Genomic DNA, 19498 nt, shown 5'->3' on the forward strand with positions numbered 1-19498 from the left:
TCAAGGGTCCTGCGGATCGTGCCCCAGCGATTGCAGAAACAATGAGAACAGCTCCGGTTGCGACGAGATGTCCAGCTTGGCGTACAGATGCCGGCGATGCACCTTGATGGTCTCCGGTGAAATGGCCAGCCGCTCGGCCATGGCCTTCGATGAATAACCGCGCAGGATAAGCCGGGCGATCTCCAGCTCGCGCTCCGACAGCACCTTGGCGCCGAACAGGCTCATGGCGTCGCGCACCTGGTGGGCCATGCCCGCCACTGGCGTCGGGCGCAAGCTGTGCTGCTGCCAGTGCTGGGTCATCAGTGCGACCACCCACGGACAGACCAGCGCCAGCAGGCCGTGGCTGGCGCTGTCGAACCGTTCGCGCCGGCCCAGCGACAGGGACAGGGCGCCGCTGTCGCCGAGCTGGACGATGAACTGCACCTCGTCCTCCAGGACATGGTCGTGAAAGTACTTGAGGTAGTACTCGCTCTGGCGGAACTGGTCCGGCGCCACTTCTTCCAGGCGATGCAGGCCATCGCCTATGCGCTCCTGGCAGGCCTGGTAGAACGGGTCGAGCTGATACAGGCCACTCAGGTACAGGGCCATGGCCTCGGGGTTGCCTTCACCCCGTGCGTCGAAAATTTCCAGTGCCCGGGGCAGCCCGGTACGGGGGTAGAACATCGCCAGGGCGTTGTCGAACGCCAGCCATTGCTGCAGCAGCAGGATCAACTGGCGCCAGAAGCGCGGCTGGCCGATTTGCTCGACGGTGCGGGCAAGGCCGGCGTGGGCGCTGGCTTCGGTGAATAGATGGTGCATGGGGCCCGCCGCGGCTGGTGGTAGGCCCGCAGTGTTCAGAGCTTTGCACCGCCCCGTCAAGGGGCGTACCCCCTAAGGGTAATTGGCCAAAGGCTTGCCCAGGCCTACAGTCCAGCCCAGGTCCAGCGGCCGCGCGACCGGTTTTCCCCTCACAACCAATAACAATCAGAGGAAAAACGCCATGAGCTCCAGCGAAGAGCCCGCAAGCGCGCTCAAGCAGCGCCTGGGTGTGTTCGACGTGGTCGCCATCACCGTTTCCGCGGTGACCCCAGCCAGTTCCGTGTTCGTCATTGCCCCGTTCGCCATCCAGCAGGCCGGCAGTGGTGCGTTCCTGTCCTTCATCATGGCCGGAGCGCTGGCGTTGATGTTCGCCTGGTGCTACGCCGAACTGGGGCGCGCCCACAGCTCCGCTGGCGGCGAGTACGTGTACGCCAAGCGCGTGTTCGGCGGGCTGGCGGGTTATGCCACCTTCCTCACCGTGCTGGCCTCGATGCTGTTCATACCGCCGGTGCTCGCAGGTGGCGCCGCCACCTACCTGAACAATGCCCTGGGCACGCGTTTCGATACCCAGACCGTGGCCTTGGTGATCGTGGTGTCGAGCTATGCCCTGGGTATCCTCAATATCCGCCTGAATGCCTGGATTACCGGGGTGTTCCTGTTCTGCGAGGTCGCCGCGCTGCTGGTGATCGTGATCCTGGGCTTCGGCAATGCCAGCCAGCCGGTGGCTAGCCTGTTGCAGCCGCAGATGCTCGAGCAAGGGGCGCTGACGGTCGCGCCCTGGGCACTGGTGCTGGGCGCGGTGGGCATGGCGCTGTTCGCCTTCAATGGTTATGGTGGCGCGGTGCTGCTGGCCGAAGACATGAAAGACCGTGGCCGCACCGTGCACCGGGCGGTGCTGTGGTCGCTGGCGGTGGTGGTGGCCATCGAGGTGATCCCGCTGGCGGCGCTGTTGATTGGCGCGCCGTCGCTGCAGGCAATGCTGGCCAGCGGCGATCCGATCGGCTACCTGCTGACCGCCCATGGCAATGAGACCCTGGCGCGGCTGGTCAGCGCGGGGATCTTCCTCTCGGTGTTCAACGCCATCGTCGCCATCGTCATCCAGGTCGGCCGGGTGGTGTACAGCAGCGGGCGCGACGCGATCTGGACGCCCACGCTAAACCGTGCCTTCACCCTGATCCATCCGCGCTGGGAGTCGCCGTGGCTGGCCACGCTGTTCCTCGCCGTGCCGTCGGCCTTGCTGAGCCTGTCCGGCAGCCTGGAGGAACTGACCTCGTTCACCGTGCTGCTGTTGCTGCTGATCTACCTGGTGGTGGCCGCATGCGCCTTGTGCAGCCGGGTACTGCGCCGCGACCGCGAGCATCCGTACCGCATGCCGCTATGGCCATTGCCGGCGCTGCTGGCGGTCAGCGGTGCCGCCTGGCTGCTGGTGACCCTGCTGCGCGAGGCGTCCTTGCGTGACCTGTTGATCATTCTCGGGCTGCTGGCCGTGTCGGTGACGCTGTACAGCACCCACGGCCGGCTCAGCCCGACCTTCCAGAAATTGTGAGTATCCAAGGAGTACACATGCGTGCGCGTCAACTGGGCATCACCCTCGGCCACGGCACCCCGGGCCCGTTCAATGCCATCACCGACGTCCCTGGAGTGCGGGTCGGCCACAGTACCTTGATCGACGAACAACGCCCGGCACCGATCCGCACCGGGGTGACCTTGATCGAGCCCCGTGCGGGCGCGGCCCGCCAGCAACCCTGCTTCGCCGGCTGCCACGTGCTCAACGGCAACGGCGACGCCACGGGCCTGGAGTGGATCCGTGAGGCTGGCCTGCTGACCACGCCGATCGCCATCACCAACACCCATAGCGTCGGCGTGGTGCGCGATGCGCTGATCGCCGCCGAGCGCGAGCGCCTGCCGGACGATGCGGTGTACTGGTGCATGCCGGTGGTGATGGAAACCTACGATGGTTTGCTCAACGATATCTGGGGCCAGCACGTGACCCCGGCGCAGGTACGCCAGGCGCAGGAGGCAGCCATCCCGGGGCCGGTGCAGGAAGGGCCGGTGGGCGGTGGCACGGGGATGATCTGCCACGAGTTCAAGGGCGGCATCGGCACGGCCTCGCGGCGCCTGGAGGACGGGCAGGGCGGCTGGACTGTCGGTGCGCTGGTCCAGGCCAACCATGGCCAGCGGCGCGAGTTGCGGGTGGACGGCTACCCGGTGGGGCGCCAGCTGGGGCATTTGCCGTCGCCTTTCGCCGAACCTGTGACGGGCACCCCGGGCATGGGCTCGATCGTGGTGGTGATCGCCACCGACGCACCGCTGCTGCCGCACCAGTGCCAGCGCCTGGCCCAGCGCGCGTCGATCGGCATCGCCCGCACTGGTGGCGGCACCGAGGACTCCAGCGGCGATATCTTCCTGGCGTTCTCCACCGGTAACCAGAATCTGCCGCCGGCGGACTATGCACGCAAGGGGCTGGAACAATGCACCGAGTTGCGCATGCTCAACAACGACCATATCTCGGCGTTGTTCATGGCGGCGGCGGAAGCGGTGGAGGAGGCGATCGTCAATGCCTTGCTGGCGGGGCGCACGATGCAGGGCAAGGGAGGGGTGGTGGTGCCGGCGCTGGATGGGGATACCTTGCTGACGGCATTGCATGAAGCAGGTTGGAAACCTCGCGACTAGCGTAGTGGCCATCGCGGGGCAAGCCCGCGATGGCCTCGTCGACACTTACTGGCGAGCGCCTGCCAGGGCGCTGCTGGTGCTGCGCGAAACGCGCAAGGCCACCAGGCTACCGACCATGATCAACCCGGCCAGCGCATACAGCGCCGCATCGGTCGAGCCGGTCTGGTCCTTGATGAAGCCCACCAGGTAGGGGCTGAGGAAGCCGGCCATCTGTCCCACCGAGTTGATGATCGCCAGGCCCGCCACGGCGGTGCCGGCGGTGAGCAGCGCGGTCGGCATCGGCCAGAACATCGGCAGGCCGGTCAGCGCGCCCATGGTGGCAATGGACAGGCCGAGGATGGCGATGGTCGGGTGGGCGGCGAAGTTCACTGCGATCAACAGGCCCAGCGCGCCCATCAGCATCGGTACCACCAGGTGCCAGCGGCGTTCGTTGCGCAGGTCCGCCGAGCGGCCGACGACAATCATGAACACACCGGCCAGCAGGTACGGGATGGCGCTCAGCCAGCCGATCAGCAGGGGGCTGTCGAAGCCCATGTTCTTGATGATCGACGGCAGCCAGAAGTTGATGGCATAGACACCGCTCTGGATGCAGAAGTAGACGAAGCCAAAAGTCCAGATCAGCGGGTTGCCCAGCACCGACAGCACGCTATCGCCGCGAGTGGCCGGCTTGCCGGCGGCGTCGGCTTTCAGGTCCGCCTCGATCAGCTGGCGTTCGGCCGGGCTCAGCCAGCGGGCGCTCTGGTAGCCGTCGCTGAGCAGCACGATGGCCAGCGCGCCCAGCGCGACGGTGGGCAAGCCCTGGATCAGGAACATCCACTGCCAGCCGGCCAGGCCGTGCTGGCCCGCGGCGAAGTGGTCGAGGATCCAGCCAGAGAATGGCCCGCCCAGCAGCCCGGACACCGGGATCGCCGACATGAACAGGGCCATGATGCGGCCGCGACGGTCCGCCGGGAACCAGCGCGAGAGGTACAGCACAACGCCCGGGAAGAAGCCCGCTTCGGCGGCGCCGGTCAACAGGCGCAGGGTGTAGAACTCGGTGGGGGTGGTGACGAACAGCAGGCAGGTGGACAGGCTGCCCCAGGCGATCATCATCAGCGCGATCCAGCGCCGCGGCCCGAAGCGGTTGAGCGCCAGGTTGCTGGGCAGGCCGCAGAGCACGTAGCCGATGAAGAAGATGCCGGCGCCGAGGCCGTACACGGTTTCGCTGAATTTCAGTGCGTCGAGCATCTGCAGCTTGGCGAAGCCGACGTTGACGCGGTCGAGGTAGTTGAACAGGTAGCAGATGAAAATGAACGGGATCAGCCGCAGGGTGATGCGCCGGTAGAGCGCGTTGCGGGTGATCTCGTTGCCTTGGTCAGGGGCGGGGCTGTGTGCCATGATCGGGTTCTCTGTTGTTATGGTTGTCACCGCGTCGCCTGTGCCGGCGCTCGCCTGGAAAAGTCTCGGGCAGTGTAGCGCGGCTGTCTTTGTGCTTTTGCACAGCGTCAGGTATGGGCTGCTGTGCCGCCGACCAAAGCCGAAGGATCCTTACATGTTCGAGCTGGACCACGACCTGGCCCAGGACATCGTCGACCGGGCGATGGCCATCCTGCCGTGCAACGTCAACGTGATGGACAGCCAGGGGCTGATCCTGGGCAGTGGTGAGGCCGAGCGTATCAACACCCGCCACGAAGGCGCGCAGCTGGTGCTGGCCAATGGGCGCATCGTCGAGCTGGACGTGGAAGCGGCCAAGTGCCTCAAGGGCGTGCAGCCCGGTGTCAACCTGCCATTGATGCTCGATGGCCGGCTGATCGGCGTGCTCGGCCTCACCGGCGATCCTCAGCAACTGCGCACCTACGCCGAGCTGGTGCGCATGACCGCCGAGATGCTCCTGGCCCAGCGCCACCTGCAGGTGGAGCAGCAGTGGCGGCGCCAGCGCTGCGACGACCTGCTGGCGCTGTTGCTGGGCGGCAGCGGCGACTCGCCGCGGTTGGTCGATGAGGCCCGGCAGCTGGGGCTCAAACCGAACCTGCCACGCATTGCCTGCCTGTTCGAGTTGCGTGGCGGCCCGCCTGCCGAGGCGCTCTCGGCCTGGCTGATGAGCCGCTACCCGGACAGCTGGTGTGTCAGCCCTGCGCGGCAGTCGCTGCTATGGTGCCGGCCAGCTGGCGTGCCGCTGGACGAGCCGCGCCTGCTCGAGCGCCTGCAACGCCATGGTTGGGACGTCGAGCGCCTGGCCTTGGGCAGCCCGGCGCAGAGCCTGGAGCAACTGCGCCGCAGTTATCGGCGGGTGCGCGACCTGCTGGCCTACGGTCGTGAGGTGCTGCCCGACGAGCGCCTGCTGAGCCTGGCCCGCTACCGGCTGCCGGCGTTGCTGTGGCGGCACCGCAACGACGATGCGCTGGACGAGCTGCTCGAACCCTTGCAGCGCATTCGCGCCAAGGATGCCAGCGGGCAGTTGCTGCTCACCCTGCGCGCCTGGTGCGCCCATGACGGGCAGAGCCAGGCCTGCGCCGAGGCGCTGGGGATCCACCGCAACAGTCTGCGCTACCGGCTGGAGCGCATTGCCGAGGTTGGCGAGGTGGATCCGTTGCGCATGGAGGGGATGCTGAGCTTGTACCTGGGGTTGCAGCTGTTGCCGGCGGACTGACGGCTGGCAAAGGCATCCGCCCAAACAACCGCCGCTGGTTTTTGTGCATTCGACCGAGGCCAGTGCACCGCGCACCTGTCAGCATGCGCGGAACAGGACAGGAGAATCCCATGAAAATCGTCATCGCCCCCGATTCGTTCAAGGACAGCCTCGACGCCGCCGGTGTCGCCCGCGCCATCGCCAGCGGCCTGGCCGAAGTGTGGCCGGCCTGCGAGCGCATCGAATGCCCGATGGCCGATGGCGGTGAAGGCACCATGGAGGCGATCGTCGCCGCCAGTCAGGGCGAGTTGCGCTGCCAGGTGGTGCGCGGCCCGCTGGGCGAGCCCGTCGAGGCTGCTTGGGGCTGGCTGGCCGAGAGCCGCACGGCAGTGATCGAGATGGCCCAGGCCAGTGGTATCCAGCTGGTGCCCAACGGGCGGCGCGATGCGTGTCGTAGCAGCACCTGGGGCACCGGCGAGCTGATCGCCGCGGCGCTGGCGGCCGGCGCCTCGCGCATTGTCCTGGCCATCGGCGGCAGCGCCACCAACGACGGCGGCAGCGGCATGCTGCGCGCGTTGGGCCTGCGCCTGCTGGACGCACAGGGCGAGCCGCTGGCCGAAGGCGGGCTGGCCCTGGCGCAGTTGGCGCGCATCGACGCCAGCGGCCTGGACCCGCGCCTGGCGCAGGTGCGGGTGGACGTTGCCGCCGATGTCGATAATCCGCTGTGCGGCGCCAATGGCGCCTCGGCGATCTTCGGCCCGCAGAAGGGTGCCAACTCCGAGCAAGTGCAGGCTCTGGACCAGGCTCTGGCGAACTTCGCCGATCATTGCGCGGGTGTGCTGGGCAAGGATGTGCGTGACGAGCCTGGCAGCGGTGCGGCCGGAGGGATGGGGTTTGCGGCCAAGGCGTTCATGGGCGCGCAGTTCCGCCCGGGGGTCGAGGTGGTCGCCGAGCTGGCCGGGCTCGATGCCCTGGTGCAGGGCGCGGATCTGGTGATTACCGGTGAAGGGCGCTTCGATGCCCAGACCCTGCGCGGCAAGACACCCCTTGGTGTGGCGCGGGTAGCCAAGCGCCACGGCGTGCCGGTGGTGGTGCTGGCGGGTACGCTGGGTGCGGGTTACGAGCAACTGTATGGGCTGGGCATCGATGCGGCCTTCGCCCTGGCCAGCGGGCCGATGAGCCTGGAGCAGGCCTGTGCCGAGGCTGGGGCGTTGCTCAAGGCGCGGGCCGCGGATGTGGCGCGGTTGTGGCAGGTGGCGCGCCAACACTGACGACGTCATAAGACAACCAGGCTTCATGAAGCTGACCCGGTCCCTGTGGATGCAACTGTCTCGTGATGCTTGCAAGGGACTCATCGCTGGCAAGCCAGCTCCCACAGGGACGGTGCTTGCCCGCCAAGCGGGTGCCACCCATCTCGATGCGCCGCCTCTGGCGGCGCTCCTTGCCTGTCCTCGCGCAGCAAAGCGCTGACGCTTTCAGCCCCTCCCAATGAATATTTATTTAGCATCCTAATCAAGGCTTTGACATTCACTGCCTAAGCAGTAATATTTTCACACAATTACCCGAGCAGGCCGCCGATGTCCCATTTCACCCCGGAAAACTTCCAGACCTGCGCCATCGGCATGCTGCTCGGCCGCGCCGCGCTGCTCAAGGACCGCATCCTCGACTGGCACCTCGAAGCCGACGGCGTCACGGCCGCCCAGTTCAAGGTGCTGATCATCGTCACCCAGTACCAGGTCGACACCCCCGCCGAACTGTGCCGCTACCTGGGCCTGGACAGCGGTTCGATGACCCGCATGCTCGACCGCCTCGAGCAGAAGGGCCTGATCCTGCGCAACCGCTGCCCCGACGACCGCCGCCAGGTGCGCCTGGCCCTGACCGCCGACGGCCAGCGTCTGGCCGACCGCCTGCCCCAGGTCGGCGCGGCGGCAATGAACGAACTAGTCGGCGTACTGCAGCCCGAGGAGCTCAAGACCCTCGAGCAACTGCTTGCCAAGGTCCTGCTCAGCGCCGGCGACCCCCTGACGATTCGCCGTTTCGGCGACCGTTGATCCCAGTCACGCATTTTCCAAGGTATTGTCATGGCCACTCCCGTTGACACCTCCACCCCGGCCCCTGAGCCTGACAACTCGGGCAAGCGCAAGGCCTGGCTGCTCGCTTTGTTGTTGATCCTGATCCTCGCCGGTGCCGGCACCTGGGCCTGGTACAGCCTGGTCGGGCGCTGGCACGAAAGCACCGACGATGCCTACGTCAACGGCAACGTCGTGGAAATCACTCCGCTGGTGAGCGGCACTGTCACCAGCATCGGCGCCGACGACGGCGACCTGGTGCATGCCGGCCAGGTGCTGCTGCGCTTCGACCCGGCCGACAGCGAGGTTGCCCTGCAGGCCGCCGAAGCCAAGCTGGCGCGCACCGTGCGCCAGGTGCGCGGGCTGTACAGCAATGTCGATTCGCTCAAGGCTCAGTTGCAGACCCGCCAGGCCGAGCTGCAGAAGGCCCAGCAGGACTACAACCGACGCAAGGTGCTGGCCGACAGTGGCGCCATCGCCGCCGAGGAAGTCGCCCACTCCCGTGATGACCTGACCGTGGCCCAGGCCGCCGTCAACAGTGCCCGCCAGCAACTCAACACCAGCTCCGCGCTGGTCGACGACACGGTGGTCTCGTCGCACCCGGAAGTGATGGCCGCCGCCGCCGACCTGCGCCAGGCCTACCTGGACCATGCCCGCACCACGCTGGTGGCGCCGGTCACCGGCTATGTCGCCAAGCGCACCGTGCAACTGGGCCAGCGCCTGCAGCCGGGTACCGCGACCATGGCGGTGATCCCTCTGGACGAGGTGTGGGTCGACGCCAACTTCAAGGAAACCCAGCTGCGCGACATGCGCATCGGCCAGCCGGTGGAAATCACCGCCGACCTGTACGGCAGCGAAGTGACCTACTCCGGCACCGTCGACAGCCTCGGCGCCGGCACCGGCAGCGCCTTTGCCCTGTTGCCGGCGCAGAACGCCACCGGCAACTGGATCAAGATCGTCCAGCGGGTACCGGTACGCATCCATCTGGCCCCTGAGCAGCTGAAAAGCCACCCGCTGCGGATCGGCCTGTCCACCGTCGCCGAAGTCGACCTGCACGACCAGAGTGGTCCGGCCCTGGCCCAGCAACCGCCGCAGCAGGCCAGCTATACCACCGAGGTGTACGACCGCCAGCTGGTCGAGGCCGATGACCTGATCGCCCGGCTGATCCACGAGAATAGCGCCACCGGCAAGACGGCCCAGCGATGAGCCAGGCGGCCCCCGCGCAGTTCACCCCGCCGAGCCTGCTGCTGACCACGATCGGGCTGTCCCTGGCGACGTTCATGCAGGTGCTCGACACCACCATCGCCAACGTGGCACTGCCGACCATCTCCGGCAACCTCGGCGTGAGCTCGGAGCAGGGCACCTGGGTGATTACCTCGTTTGCGGTGAGCAATGCCATCGCCCTGCCGCTGACCGGCTGGCTGAGCCGGCGCTTCGGCGAAGTGAAGCTGTTCATCTGGGCCACGCTGCTGTTCGTGCTGGCGTCGTTCCTGTGCGGTATCGCCCAGTCGATGCCCGAGCTGGTGTTCTTCCGTGTGCTCCAAGGCGTGGTGGCCGGCCCACTGTACCCGATGACCCAGACCCTGCTGATTGCCGTATATCCACCGGCGAAACGGGGCATGGCCCTGGCGTTGCTGGCGATGGTCACGGTGGTCGCGCCGATTGCCGGGCCGATCCTCGGCGGCTGGATCACCGACAGCTACAGCTGGCCGTGGATCTTCTTCATCAACGTGCCGATCGGCCTGTTCGCCGCCGCCGTGGTGCGCCAGCAGATGCGCACGCGCCCGGTGGTCACCAGCCGCCAGCCCATGGACTACATCGGCCTGCTGACCCTGATCGTCGGCGTCGGCGCCTTGCAGGTGGTGCTGGACAAGGGCAACGACCTGGACTGGTTCGAGTCGTCGTTCATCGTCATCGGCACGCTGGTCTCGGTGGTATTCCTGGCGGTGTTCGTCATCTGGGAGCTGACCGATCGCCACCCGGTGGTCAACCTGCGCCTGTTCGTGCACCGCAACTTCCGCATCGGCACCTTGGTGCTGGTGGGTGGCTACGCAGGGTTCTTCGGGATCAACCTGATCCTGCCGCAATGGCTGCAGACCCAGATGGGCTACACCGCCACCTGGGCGGGCCTGGCAGTGGCGCCGATCGGCTTGTTGCCGGTGCTGATGTCGCCGTTCGTGGGCAAGTACGCGCACCGGTTCGACCTGCGCCTGCTGGCCGGCATCGCCTTCCTGGCGATCGGCACCAGCTGCTACATGCGCGCCGGCTTCACCAACGAGGTGGACTTCCTGCACATCGCCCTGGTGCAGCTGTTCATGGGTATCGGCGTGGCGCTGTTCTTCATGCCGACCCTGAGCATCCTGCTGTCGGACCTGCCACCGCACCAGATCGCCGACGGATCGGGGCTGGCGACGTTCCTGCGTACCCTGGGCGGCAGTTTCGCCGCGTCGCTGACCACCTGGATCTGGATCCGCCGGGCCGACCAGCACCATGCCTACCTCAGCGAGCACATCAGCACCTTCGAGCCGGCCACCCGCCAGACCCTGGAACAACTGGGCGGGGCCAGCCCGCAGAACTACGCGAAGCTTGAACAGATCCTCAACAGCCAGGCGTACATGATGTCGACGGTGGACTACTTCACCTTGCTGACCTGGGTGTTCGCCGGTTTGATCCTGCTGGTGTGGCTGGCCAAGCCACCGTTCACGGCCAAGGCCGCGCCGGCGTCGGCAGGGCACTGAGTCCAACCTGTGGAAAGGTCCGATAAGCCTGCCGTTTTCAAATGGTGGTATTTCCCCTAATCTTGTAGGTCCTTTCGGGACTACTTGGCAGGCTCATGGACAAGGTCATCGTCATCACCGGCGCCAGCCGGGGCATAGGCGCCGCCACCGCGCTGTTGGCGGCGCAACAGGGTTACCACATATGCATCAACTACCACGCCGATGACCAGGCCGCCGAGAAGATACTGGCGCAGGTCCGCGCGTTGGGGGCCGAGGCTATTGCCGTGCGCGCCGACGCCAGTGTCGAAGACGAAGTGGTGCGGCTGTTCCACTGTGTCGACCAGCAACTCGGGCCTGTCACCGCGCTGGTCAACAACGCCGGGACCATCGGCCAGCAGAGCCGGGTGGAGGACATGTCCGAGTTTCGTCTGCTCAAGGTGATGAAGACCAACGTGGTCGGGCCGATGCTGTGCGCCAAGCATGCCTTGCTGCGCATGGCCCGGCGCCATGGCGGGCAGGGTGGGGCGATCGTCAATGTGTCGTCGGTGGCCGCGCGCCTTGGCTCGCCCAATGAGTATGTCGACTACGCCGCGTCAAAGGGTGCGCTGGATACCTTCACCCTTGGCCTGGCCAAGGAAGTGGCGGGCGAGGGCGTGCGCGTCAACGGTGTGCGGCCTGGGTACATCCATACCGGCTTCCATGCACTGAGTGGCGATCCGGACCGGGTCGGCAAGCTTGAAGCCGGCCTGCCGATGGGGCGTGGCGGCAAGCCCGAGGAAGTGGCCGAGGCGATTATGTGGCTGCTGTCGGACAAGGCCTCCTATTCGACAGGGAGTTTCATCGACCTGGGCGGCGGGCGCTAGAACCGCTCCTCACTCCTGCAGCAGGCAATCGACCTGCTCTGCCAGTTGCTGCAAGGAAAACGGCTTGGTCAGCACGCTCATGCCTGTCTCGAGGCCGCCATCGCCCAGCGCAGCCGTTTCGTCGTAGCCCGTGACAAACAGTACTTTTAAGCCTGGGTAGCGCTGGCGCAGCAGGCCGGCCACCTGGCGGCCATTGAGGCCGCCGGGTAGGCCGACGTCAGTCACCAGCAAGTCTGGCGCCTTGCTTGCCTGCAGGCCTGCCACGGCTTCGGGGCCATCCTTGAACATACGCACCTCATGGCCCATCTCCTCGAGGACTTCGCCCATCACCTTGCGCATGGCCAGCTCATCTTCAACCACCGCGACGTTGCGCGCACTGCCCTGTGTCTGAGGTGCGACCACGCACCCTGTAGTCTTGCCTCGCAGGCACTGCGCCGCGCCGTGGTGGCGAGGCAGAAACATGGATATGCTGGTGCCTTGCCCAGGTATCGAGGCTATTTTTAGCTGGCCCCCGGACTGACGTACGAAACCGAAGATCATCGAAAGCCCAAGGCCGGTGCCCTGGCCAAGCGGCTTAGTGGTGAAGAAAGGATCCATGGCCCGTGCCAGCACGGGCTTCTCCATGCCGCGCCCATTGTCGTCGACGCTGATGCGCACGTACTGCCCGGCGCCCAGATCCAGGATGGCGGCATCCTGCTCGTCCAGTTCGACGTTGCTGCAGGCGATGCGCACCGCGCCATTGCCGCTGATGGCGTCGCGGGCATTGATGCACAGATTGAGCAGCGCGCTCTCCAACTGCGGCGGATCTATGCGCACTGTCCAAAGTTCGTCATCGTTCTGACAAGACAGGTCGATATGCGGCCCGACAGTGCGCGCAATCAGTTCGCGCATGCCCTCGACCAGTGCCGCCACAGCGGTAGGCTTGGGCTGCAGAATCTGTTGGCGGGAGAACGCCAGCAGTCGGTGAACCAGCGAGGCGGCTCGCAGCGCGGCGTCCTTGGCGTTGCCCAGCAGCAGCGGCAGGGCATCGTGACGTTGTTGTTGCACGCGCTGGTCAGCCAGTTCCAGTGCCCCAAGAATGCCGCCGAGCAGGTTGTTGAAGTCGTGCGCCACACCGCCGGTCAGCTGGCCCACGGCCTCCATTTTCTGCGCCTGGCGCAACGCTTGTTCGGCTTGCGCCAGGCGTTGTTGCTCCTGGACCCGCTCGGTAATGTCGTAGGCGAACAGGTAAGCGCCCACTGGTTGGCCATCGTTATCGTGCAAGGGCGCGAAACGCATTTCATAGTGACGGCGCGCGGCACCTTCACCGAACGCGTCGATTTCGATGAAGGTTTCTCCGGACAACGCCTTGCGCCATAGCGCCAGAGAGCGTTGGCAGTCGCTCGTTGCGGCTGAGAATTCGGCCATCAGTGGCGCACCGATTTCGGGCTCGAAAGCGAAAATCCGCTGGAATTCGACGCGAGTGGCGGCGTTGACGGCCAGCCAACGCATGTGCCTGTCCACCACTTGCACGCAGGCGACGCTGGCATCGATCAGGTCGGCGAAAATCTTGCGCTCGGCTACTGCCTGCTCGATGCGCCGTTCAAGTTGCGTATTGAGCTTGTGCAAGGCCGTTTCGGCGCGCTTGCGCGCCGTCACATCGCGAAAGATCACCGCGACTTGATGATGTTCGGCGGGCTCGACCCGAATCGCCGCCAACCCAAGGCAGCGGTCAGTGGCGTACAGATCGTGTTCGAAGTAGATGGGATCGCCGGTGCGTTCCACTTCACCGAAGCGTTCCAGCCAGATTTCGGCCTCGTCGGGGATGACTTCGCGCAAGGTGCGCCCCACTACATCGGACAAACCAGCATGGCGGCAATAGGCGGGATTGGCCATCAGGTGCAGGTAGTCGTTCCATTGGCCGTCGGCGCCGGGGATGAACTGGATGATGCAGAAACCTTCCTCCATGGCCTCGAACAGGAACCGGTAGCGTTCGGCCTCCTGCACCCGCGCCTGCAATCGCTCCAGCTCTTGTGCCATGCGCATGTTGCGCTGGCGCTCTTCGCTGAGGGCCTGCCGCAGCTCATGCACATCCTCAGGATTCTCGCTTCGCGGGCACACAGTCATCGACGGGGCTCCTTGTCATCGACAGCAATTGCTCTACCTGTTCGACCAGCGCTTCGAGCGTGAAGGGTTTGGTCAGTACTCGAGCCCCAGAAGGCATGGGCCGCTCATTCAATACGGCATTCGCATCGTAACCGGTGATGAAAAGCACAGGTACCTCAGGCAGGCGCAGGCGAAACGCCTCGGCTACCTGTCGTCCATCAAGGCCGCCGGGCAGGCCGATATCGGTGATCAACAACTCGGGCTGGCCGTTCGCCTCGAGGGCTGCAGGGCCGTTTGGGTAGCTGTCGATGCAATGGCCGAGGTCTTCGAGTACTTCAGTGATTATCGCGCGCAGTGGTTCATGGTCTTCTACCAAGGTTATGCGTCGCCCGGAGGCGGGAGTGCGGGCAGCAGGCTCGATTGCCGCCAAGGGCGGGCGTTCGCTCCCGGGTTTCCAAGGCAGGTAAAGGCGTATGCATGTCCCTTCACCAGGCGCCGAGCGGATCTGCAATTGGCCACCGGACTGGCGGACGAAGCCGTAGACCATGGACAGCCCAAGCCCGGTGTTGCGCTCTGACGGCTTGGTGGTGAAAAACGGTTCGACCGCACGTGCCGCCACCTCTGCAGACATGCCTTGGCCATTGTCCTCTACCGCCAGGCACAGATAACGACCCGCCGGCAAATTCAACGTCTGGGCAGTATCATCTGTAATCTGCACCCGGCGGCAATCGATATCGATGCGCCCGCCACTGGGCATGGCATCGCGGGCGTTGATGCACAGGTTGAGCAGCGCGCTCTCTAATTGTGGCGGGTCGACAAAGCTCAGCCCCTTGTCATGCTCGAAATGGCAGCTCACTTCAATGGCCGGGCCGACACTGCGACTGATCAACTCCTGCATGCCCTCGACCAGGGTACGGAGCCGGATCATCTGGGGCTGCAGGGTCTGTTGTCTGGAAAAAGCCAGCAGCCGCTGAACCAGCGTGGCGGCCCGATGAGCTGAACTGCAGGCGCTGTCCAGCAAGGCCGGGATATCATCATGGCGTGCTTGCTGCACACGTTGGCGCATCAGCTCCTGAGCGCCGAGTATCCCCGCCAGCAGGTTGTTGAAGTCATGGGCGATGCCACCGGTAAGCTGGCCAACTGCCTCCATCTTCTGGGCCTGGCGCAAGGCCTTTTCAGCCTCCAGCAGTTGTTGCTGCTCGTTGACCCGGCGGGTGATGTCGTAGACGAACAAATAAGCGCCGGTTATTACCCCGGCGCCGTCGCGCAGTGGCGTGAAACGCGACTCGAAATGGCCAAGGCGGCCATTTTTTTCGTAAGCGATCACTTCAGTGAAGCTTTCACCTGCCAGTGCTCTGCGCCACAGCGCCATGCAGCGGTCAAGCTCGGTGGGGAAGTCTGCCAGGCAGTCGATCAGGCTATCGCCTGCCTTGAGCGTATGGTTGAACAGATACTCGAAGTCCCTGACCGCGCGTTTGTTTACCGCGAGGAATGTCATCGAGGTGTCCACCACCTGTACCCGCGCAACGCTGTTCTCCACCAGCTCGGCAAACAAGCTGCGTTCAGCGAGGGCGGCAGCCACGCGTTGTTCGAGATGCTCGTTGAGTTGTTGCAGCGCCGTTTCGGCGCGGTAACGCTCGGTGACGTCCTTGAACAGTACCGCCACTTGCCGGCGTTCGGCCGGCTCGATGCGGAAGGTGGTCACCGACAGCACCCGCCCCGTTGCCACCAATTCCTGCTCGAACTGCAAGGGCTTCCCGGTGCGCAGCACGGGGCCATAACGGGCGATCCAGTCATCGGCTTCGTCGGGCACCATTTCCCGCAGTTTCTGCCCGGTTACGTCGGCAATGCCTGCGTGGCGGGTATAGGCCGCATTCGCCAGCACATGCACGTAGTCGCTGAGCGGACCGTGAGGCCCATCGAAGAACTCGATGACACAGAAACCTTCGTCCATCGTGTCGAAGAGAAAGCGGAACAGGTCTTGATCATCCTGTTGATGGCGGGCCCATTGTGTTTCCAACTCGGTGTTGCGCTGACGAAGGACTTCCATCTGTTGGCGAAGGGACTGCAGTTCGCGCGAGGGCATGAGGGCTTCCAGTGATAGGGGGGGCGCCGTGGCGGCTTTGCGTCAGAGTGTGTCAGGAGCTTGGCGGGTACCGCTGAGCAACTGGTCGACCCGTGCCATCAGCAACGCCAACTCAAAGGGTTTGCGCAGCAGGAGGGTGTGATCGGATTGCGTCCACCGGTCCTTATCCAACTCCCCGTCGTAGCCGATGATGAACAACACGGGCATGTGCGCGTTACCGGCACGATAAGCGTTGGCGACCTGGTAGCCATCGACGCTACCTGGCAATCCGAGATCGACTATCAACAATGCGGGGCTGGGGGCCTGGCCAAGGGCCTGTACGGCGCCAACGCCTTCGTCGAAGACGCGAACCCGATGCCCCCGTTCTTCCAATACCTCACGGATTACCATGAGCAGGGTCTGCTGGTCTTCGACCAGCAGAATGTCGAGGCCAGTATTACATGCAGACTCTATCGCTCGGTGAGGGTCCAAGTGTGCGAGCGGTAACGTGGAACTCTGTTCCCGTGGCAGGTACAGGCTGATGCGTGTGCCGCCTTGGGGAGTGCTGTGGATACTCAACTGTCCACCGGACTGGCGCATCAGTCCATATGCCATGGACAAGCCCAGGCCAGTACCCTGGCCAAGTGGCTTGGTGGTGAAGAACGGCTCGATGGCGCGGGAGGCAACCTCGGCGGGCATGCCGCAGCCCGTATCTTCCACCACGATCTGAAGGTAGTCGCCTGGAGCGAGCTGCAAGGCAGCGGCCTCGGGTGAGCCGAGTGGATTGTTCTGGCAACTGATACGCAAGGTGCCGCCTCTGGACATGGCATCCCGGGCGTTGATACACAGGTTCAACAAGGCGTTTTCCAGTTGCGGGGGATCCACACGCACTGCCCACTGCCCGGCCAGCGTCGCATCGACAAATGTGATGTTCGCATCGAGGGTGCTGTTGATCAGGTCGTGCATGCCCGCCATCAGAAGGTGCACGTCCACGGCCTGTGGCGTCAGCGTCTGCTGGCGGGCGAATGCCAGCAGGCGTTGGACCAGCGTGCTGGCACGCGTGGCGTTCTGCTGGACGATGCCGAGCATGTGCCGACAGTCGCGGCTATGACCGTGTCTGAGTCGTTTGTCGGCGATCTCGAGGGCGGCCAGGATGCCCCCCAGGAGATTGTTGAAATCGTGGGCGATGCCCCCGGTAAGTTGGCCAATAGCTTCCATTTTCTGCGATTGGCGCAAGGCTTCTTCTGTCAGTTGCAGGCGTTCCTGCTCCTTTACCCGCGATGAGATGTCATAGGCGAAGAGGTAGCCGCCCTGAATCCGTCCCTCGGCGTCGCGCAAGGGGTTGTAGCGCATATCGTAGTGTCGCTGCGCTTCAGCGGGGCCGACGGTGATGACATGAGTGAATGGCTCGCCCGCCCGCACTCTCGGCCACACCGGCTCGAGGCTTGGCAGGAGGTCAGGCGTTGCCGCCAGGATCTGCGAAATGGAATCGCCCACCTTGGGGATGAAGCCATGCAGACGCTCGAAGGTTTCGCATGCTGTCCGGTTGATGGCGATCAGGCGCTGGTTGCAGTCGGCAGCAAATACGTTGGCCAAGCTGTGGTCGACCAGCTCTCCCAGAAGCTTGTTGTTTACACGCGCTTCGTCAGCGCTCTTGCGGGCGCGGTCAAGCATGGCATTCGTGACCCGTTCGCTGGCCGGGGCGCCGGTAAACAGCACCGCCACCCGGCGGTCGGTGGCCGGGCCTAGGCGATGGGCAGCGATGGACAGCAGACGGTCGGTGGCGTTCAAGCGCTGCTCGAAGCAGGCCGGTTTGCCGGTACGCACGACTTCGGCGAAGCGTGCTACCCAGGCGTCGGCTTCGCTGGGGAGGAGTTCACGCACCGTCTGCCCCATCTGCTTGGCATGTGCGGTGTGCTGGAGGCAGGCATCGTTGCTGAGGATGTAGCGATAGTTACTCAGCGGCCCCTCTGGCCCGTCAAGCAGCTCCAGCACGCAGAAACCCTCGGCCATATGGCTGCGCAGCAATGCAAAGCAGTTTAATTCGAGCTCATTGCGCGCAACTTGCGCCTCGAGCTCGGCGATGCGTGCGCTCAAGCGTTCGATGGAGGGGGCTGGAGTATTGGCCATGGGCAGGTACCGGTCGGCTAGTGGCGAAACTATAACCGGGCCGACCTTTACCTGCCATGCATCAGAACGAACGCACGATTCGTCCCAAGGTTTCCATGGCCTGTTCCGCGCCATCGCCCCAGGGGCTGCCATAGTTCAGGCGGATACAGTTGCCGAAGCGCCGGGTGGGCGAGAAGATCGGCCCTGGCGCGATGCTGATGCCCTGGGCCAACGCCATGTGGAACAGCTTCAACGCGTCCATCTGCTCGGGCAGCTCCAGCCACAGGAAGTAGCCGCCAGAGGGCTGGCTGACCCGGGTCTGCGCCGGGAAGTGACGGGCGATGGCGGCGAGCATGTTGGCCTGTTGGCCCTCCAGCGCGTAGCGCAGCTTGCGCAGGTGGCGGTCGTAGCCGCCGTGTTGCAGGTAGTCGGCGATCGCCGCCTGGGCCGGCATCGAGGCGCACAGGGAGGTCATCAGCTTGAGCCGCTCGATTTTCTGCGCAAAGCGCCCGGCCGCCACCCACCCAATGCGATAGCCCGGGGCCAGGCTCTTGGCGAACGACCCGCAGTGCATCACCAGGCCTTCGGTATCGAAGGCCTTGGCCGGCTTTGGCGCCTGCTGCGAGTAGTACAGCTCGGCATAGACATCGTCCTCGATCAGCGGTACCTGGTGGCGTTTGAGCAATTCGACCAGTTCCTGCTTCTTGGCCTCCGGCATGCTCGCGCCCACCGGGTTCTGGAAGTTGGTCATGCACCACACGGCCTTGACCGGGTGTTTGTCGAGGGTCTGGGCCAGCACGCCGAGGTCCATGCCCTCGCGCGGGTGCACTGGGATTTCCACCGCCTTGAGCTTGAGGCGTTCGAGCACCTGTAGGCAGGCATAGAAGGCCGGTGCCTCGATGGCTACCAGGTCGCCAGGCTGGGTCACGGCCTGCAGGCACAGGTTCAACGCTTCCAGCGCGCCGTTGGTGATCAGCAGCTCTTCCATGGGCAGCATCAGCCCGCCAACCATGTAGCGCAGGGCGATCTGTCGGCGCAGTTGCGGGTTGCCCGGCGACAGGTCGGTCACCACCATGCGCGGGTCCATGGCCCGGCTGGCGCTGGCCAGCGAACGGGACAGGCGCTGCAACGGGAACAGGCTCGGGCTGGGGAAGGCCGAGCCGAACGGCACGGTGTGCGGGTCCTTGATCGAGTCGAGGATCGAGAACACCAGGCCGCTCACATCGACATCGGTGGACTCGCTGGCCGGCGCCTGGGGCTGCGGCTCGCAGAACGGCCGCGGCGCATGGGCGTTGACGAAGTATCCGGAACGCGGCCGGGCACGGATCAGTCCGCGGCGCTCCAGCAGGTAATAGGCCTGGAACACGGTGGACGGGCTGACCCCGTGGGTCTGGCTGGCGTAGCGCACCGAAGGCACCCGCTGGCCGGGGCCTAGCACCCCGGAGCGGATGAGTTCGGCAATGTCGTCGGCAAATCGTTCGTAGCGTTTCATTATGGCTTTGGCAGGCAAG

14 protein-coding genes are annotated in these 19498 nt (G+C 65.1%); 8 read left to right on the forward strand and 6 right to left on the reverse strand.

Going from position 1 to position 19498, the window contains the following annotated elements:
• A complete protein-coding gene (locus BMY03_RS19205) occupies window positions 1–798 on the reverse strand; it encodes a helix-turn-helix transcriptional regulator (protein WP_094011972.1) in 798 nt (265 codons plus the stop codon).
• A 181-nt stretch (window positions 799–979) separates the two neighbouring features.
• On the opposite strand from BMY03_RS19205, the gene BMY03_RS19210 reads away from it, so the two are divergent.
• Window positions 980–2344 (forward strand): APC family permease, encoded by a 1365-nt coding sequence (locus BMY03_RS19210; RefSeq protein ID WP_094011973.1) that lies wholly within the window; start codon window positions 980–982, stop codon window positions 2342–2344.
• Window positions 2345–2361: 17 nt separating this feature from the next.
• Window positions 2362–3471 (forward strand): DmpA family aminopeptidase, encoded by a 1110-nt coding sequence (locus BMY03_RS19215; RefSeq protein ID WP_038706304.1) that lies wholly within the window; start codon window positions 2362–2364, stop codon window positions 3469–3471.
• Between the two features lie 45 nt (window positions 3472–3516).
• Here the strand turns inward: BMY03_RS19215 and BMY03_RS19220 are convergent, their stop codons facing one another.
• Complete coding sequence (locus BMY03_RS19220; protein ID WP_094011974.1) at window positions 3517–4848, reverse strand: MFS transporter; 1332 nt, start codon at window positions 4846–4848, stop codon at window positions 3517–3519.
• A gap of 154 nt (window positions 4849–5002) precedes the next feature.
• Between BMY03_RS19220 and BMY03_RS19225 the strand changes: the two genes are divergently transcribed.
• From BMY03_RS19225 to BMY03_RS19250, 6 genes are all read left to right on the forward strand, one after another.
• Entirely contained in the window at window positions 5003–6100 is a 1098-nt protein-coding gene (locus tag BMY03_RS19225) for a sugar diacid recognition domain-containing protein (protein ID WP_094011975.1), read from the forward strand.
• A 110-nt stretch (window positions 6101–6210) separates the two neighbouring features.
• Window positions 6211–7350: a glycerate kinase gene (locus BMY03_RS19230; RefSeq protein ID WP_094011976.1), complete on the forward strand. Its 1140-nt coding sequence runs from the start codon at window positions 6211–6213 to the stop codon at window positions 7348–7350.
• Between the two features lie 306 nt (window positions 7351–7656).
• On the forward strand, window positions 7657–8130 hold the full coding sequence (locus BMY03_RS19235; RefSeq protein ID WP_038706300.1) for a MarR family winged helix-turn-helix transcriptional regulator: 474 nt from the start codon (window positions 7657–7659) through the stop codon (window positions 8128–8130).
• A 30-nt stretch (window positions 8131–8160) separates the two neighbouring features.
• Entirely contained in the window at window positions 8161–9354 is a 1194-nt protein-coding gene (locus BMY03_RS19240; protein WP_038706299.1) for an HlyD/EmrA/EmrK family protein, read from the forward strand.
• The gene (locus tag BMY03_RS19245; RefSeq protein WP_023629481.1) at window positions 9351–10886 is read left to right on the forward strand and encodes a DHA2 family efflux MFS transporter permease subunit; all 1536 of its coding nucleotides are present in this window, start codon (window positions 9351–9353) and stop codon (window positions 10884–10886) included. Before BMY03_RS19240 ends, BMY03_RS19245 begins: the two co-directional genes overlap by 4 nt.
• A 95-nt stretch (window positions 10887–10981) precedes the next feature.
• Window positions 10982–11728, forward strand: a complete 747-nt coding sequence (locus tag BMY03_RS19250; protein WP_023629480.1) for an SDR family oxidoreductase — start codon at window positions 10982–10984, stop codon at window positions 11726–11728.
• A gap of 9 nt (window positions 11729–11737) precedes the next feature.
• Here BMY03_RS19250 and BMY03_RS19255 read toward each other — a convergent pair whose 3' ends face one another.
• The 4 genes from BMY03_RS19255 to mapR form a co-directional block, all read right to left on the reverse strand.
• Complete coding sequence (locus tag BMY03_RS19255; protein WP_094011977.1) at window positions 11738–13834, reverse strand: hybrid sensor histidine kinase/response regulator; 2097 nt, start codon at window positions 13832–13834, stop codon at window positions 11738–11740.
• Entirely contained in the window at window positions 13803–15899 is a 2097-nt protein-coding gene (locus BMY03_RS19260; protein WP_052062212.1) for a hybrid sensor histidine kinase/response regulator, read from the reverse strand. Before BMY03_RS19260 ends, BMY03_RS19255 begins: the two co-directional genes overlap by 32 nt.
• A gap of 42 nt (window positions 15900–15941) precedes the next feature.
• Entirely contained in the window at window positions 15942–18008 is a 2067-nt protein-coding gene (locus tag BMY03_RS19265) for an ATP-binding protein (RefSeq protein ID WP_094011978.1), read from the reverse strand.
• A 61-nt stretch (window positions 18009–18069) separates the two neighbouring features.
• The gene (gene mapR / locus BMY03_RS19270; RefSeq protein WP_038706298.1) at window positions 18070–19479 is read right to left on the reverse strand and encodes a GntR family transcriptional regulator MpaR; all 1410 of its coding nucleotides are present in this window, start codon (window positions 19477–19479) and stop codon (window positions 18070–18072) included.
• Window positions 19480–19498: the final 19 nt, after the last annotated feature.

It is taken from the genome of Pseudomonas soli (assembly GCF_900110655.1).
GTDB classification, from domain to species: domain Bacteria; phylum Pseudomonadota; class Gammaproteobacteria; order Pseudomonadales; family Pseudomonadaceae; genus Aquipseudomonas; species Aquipseudomonas soli.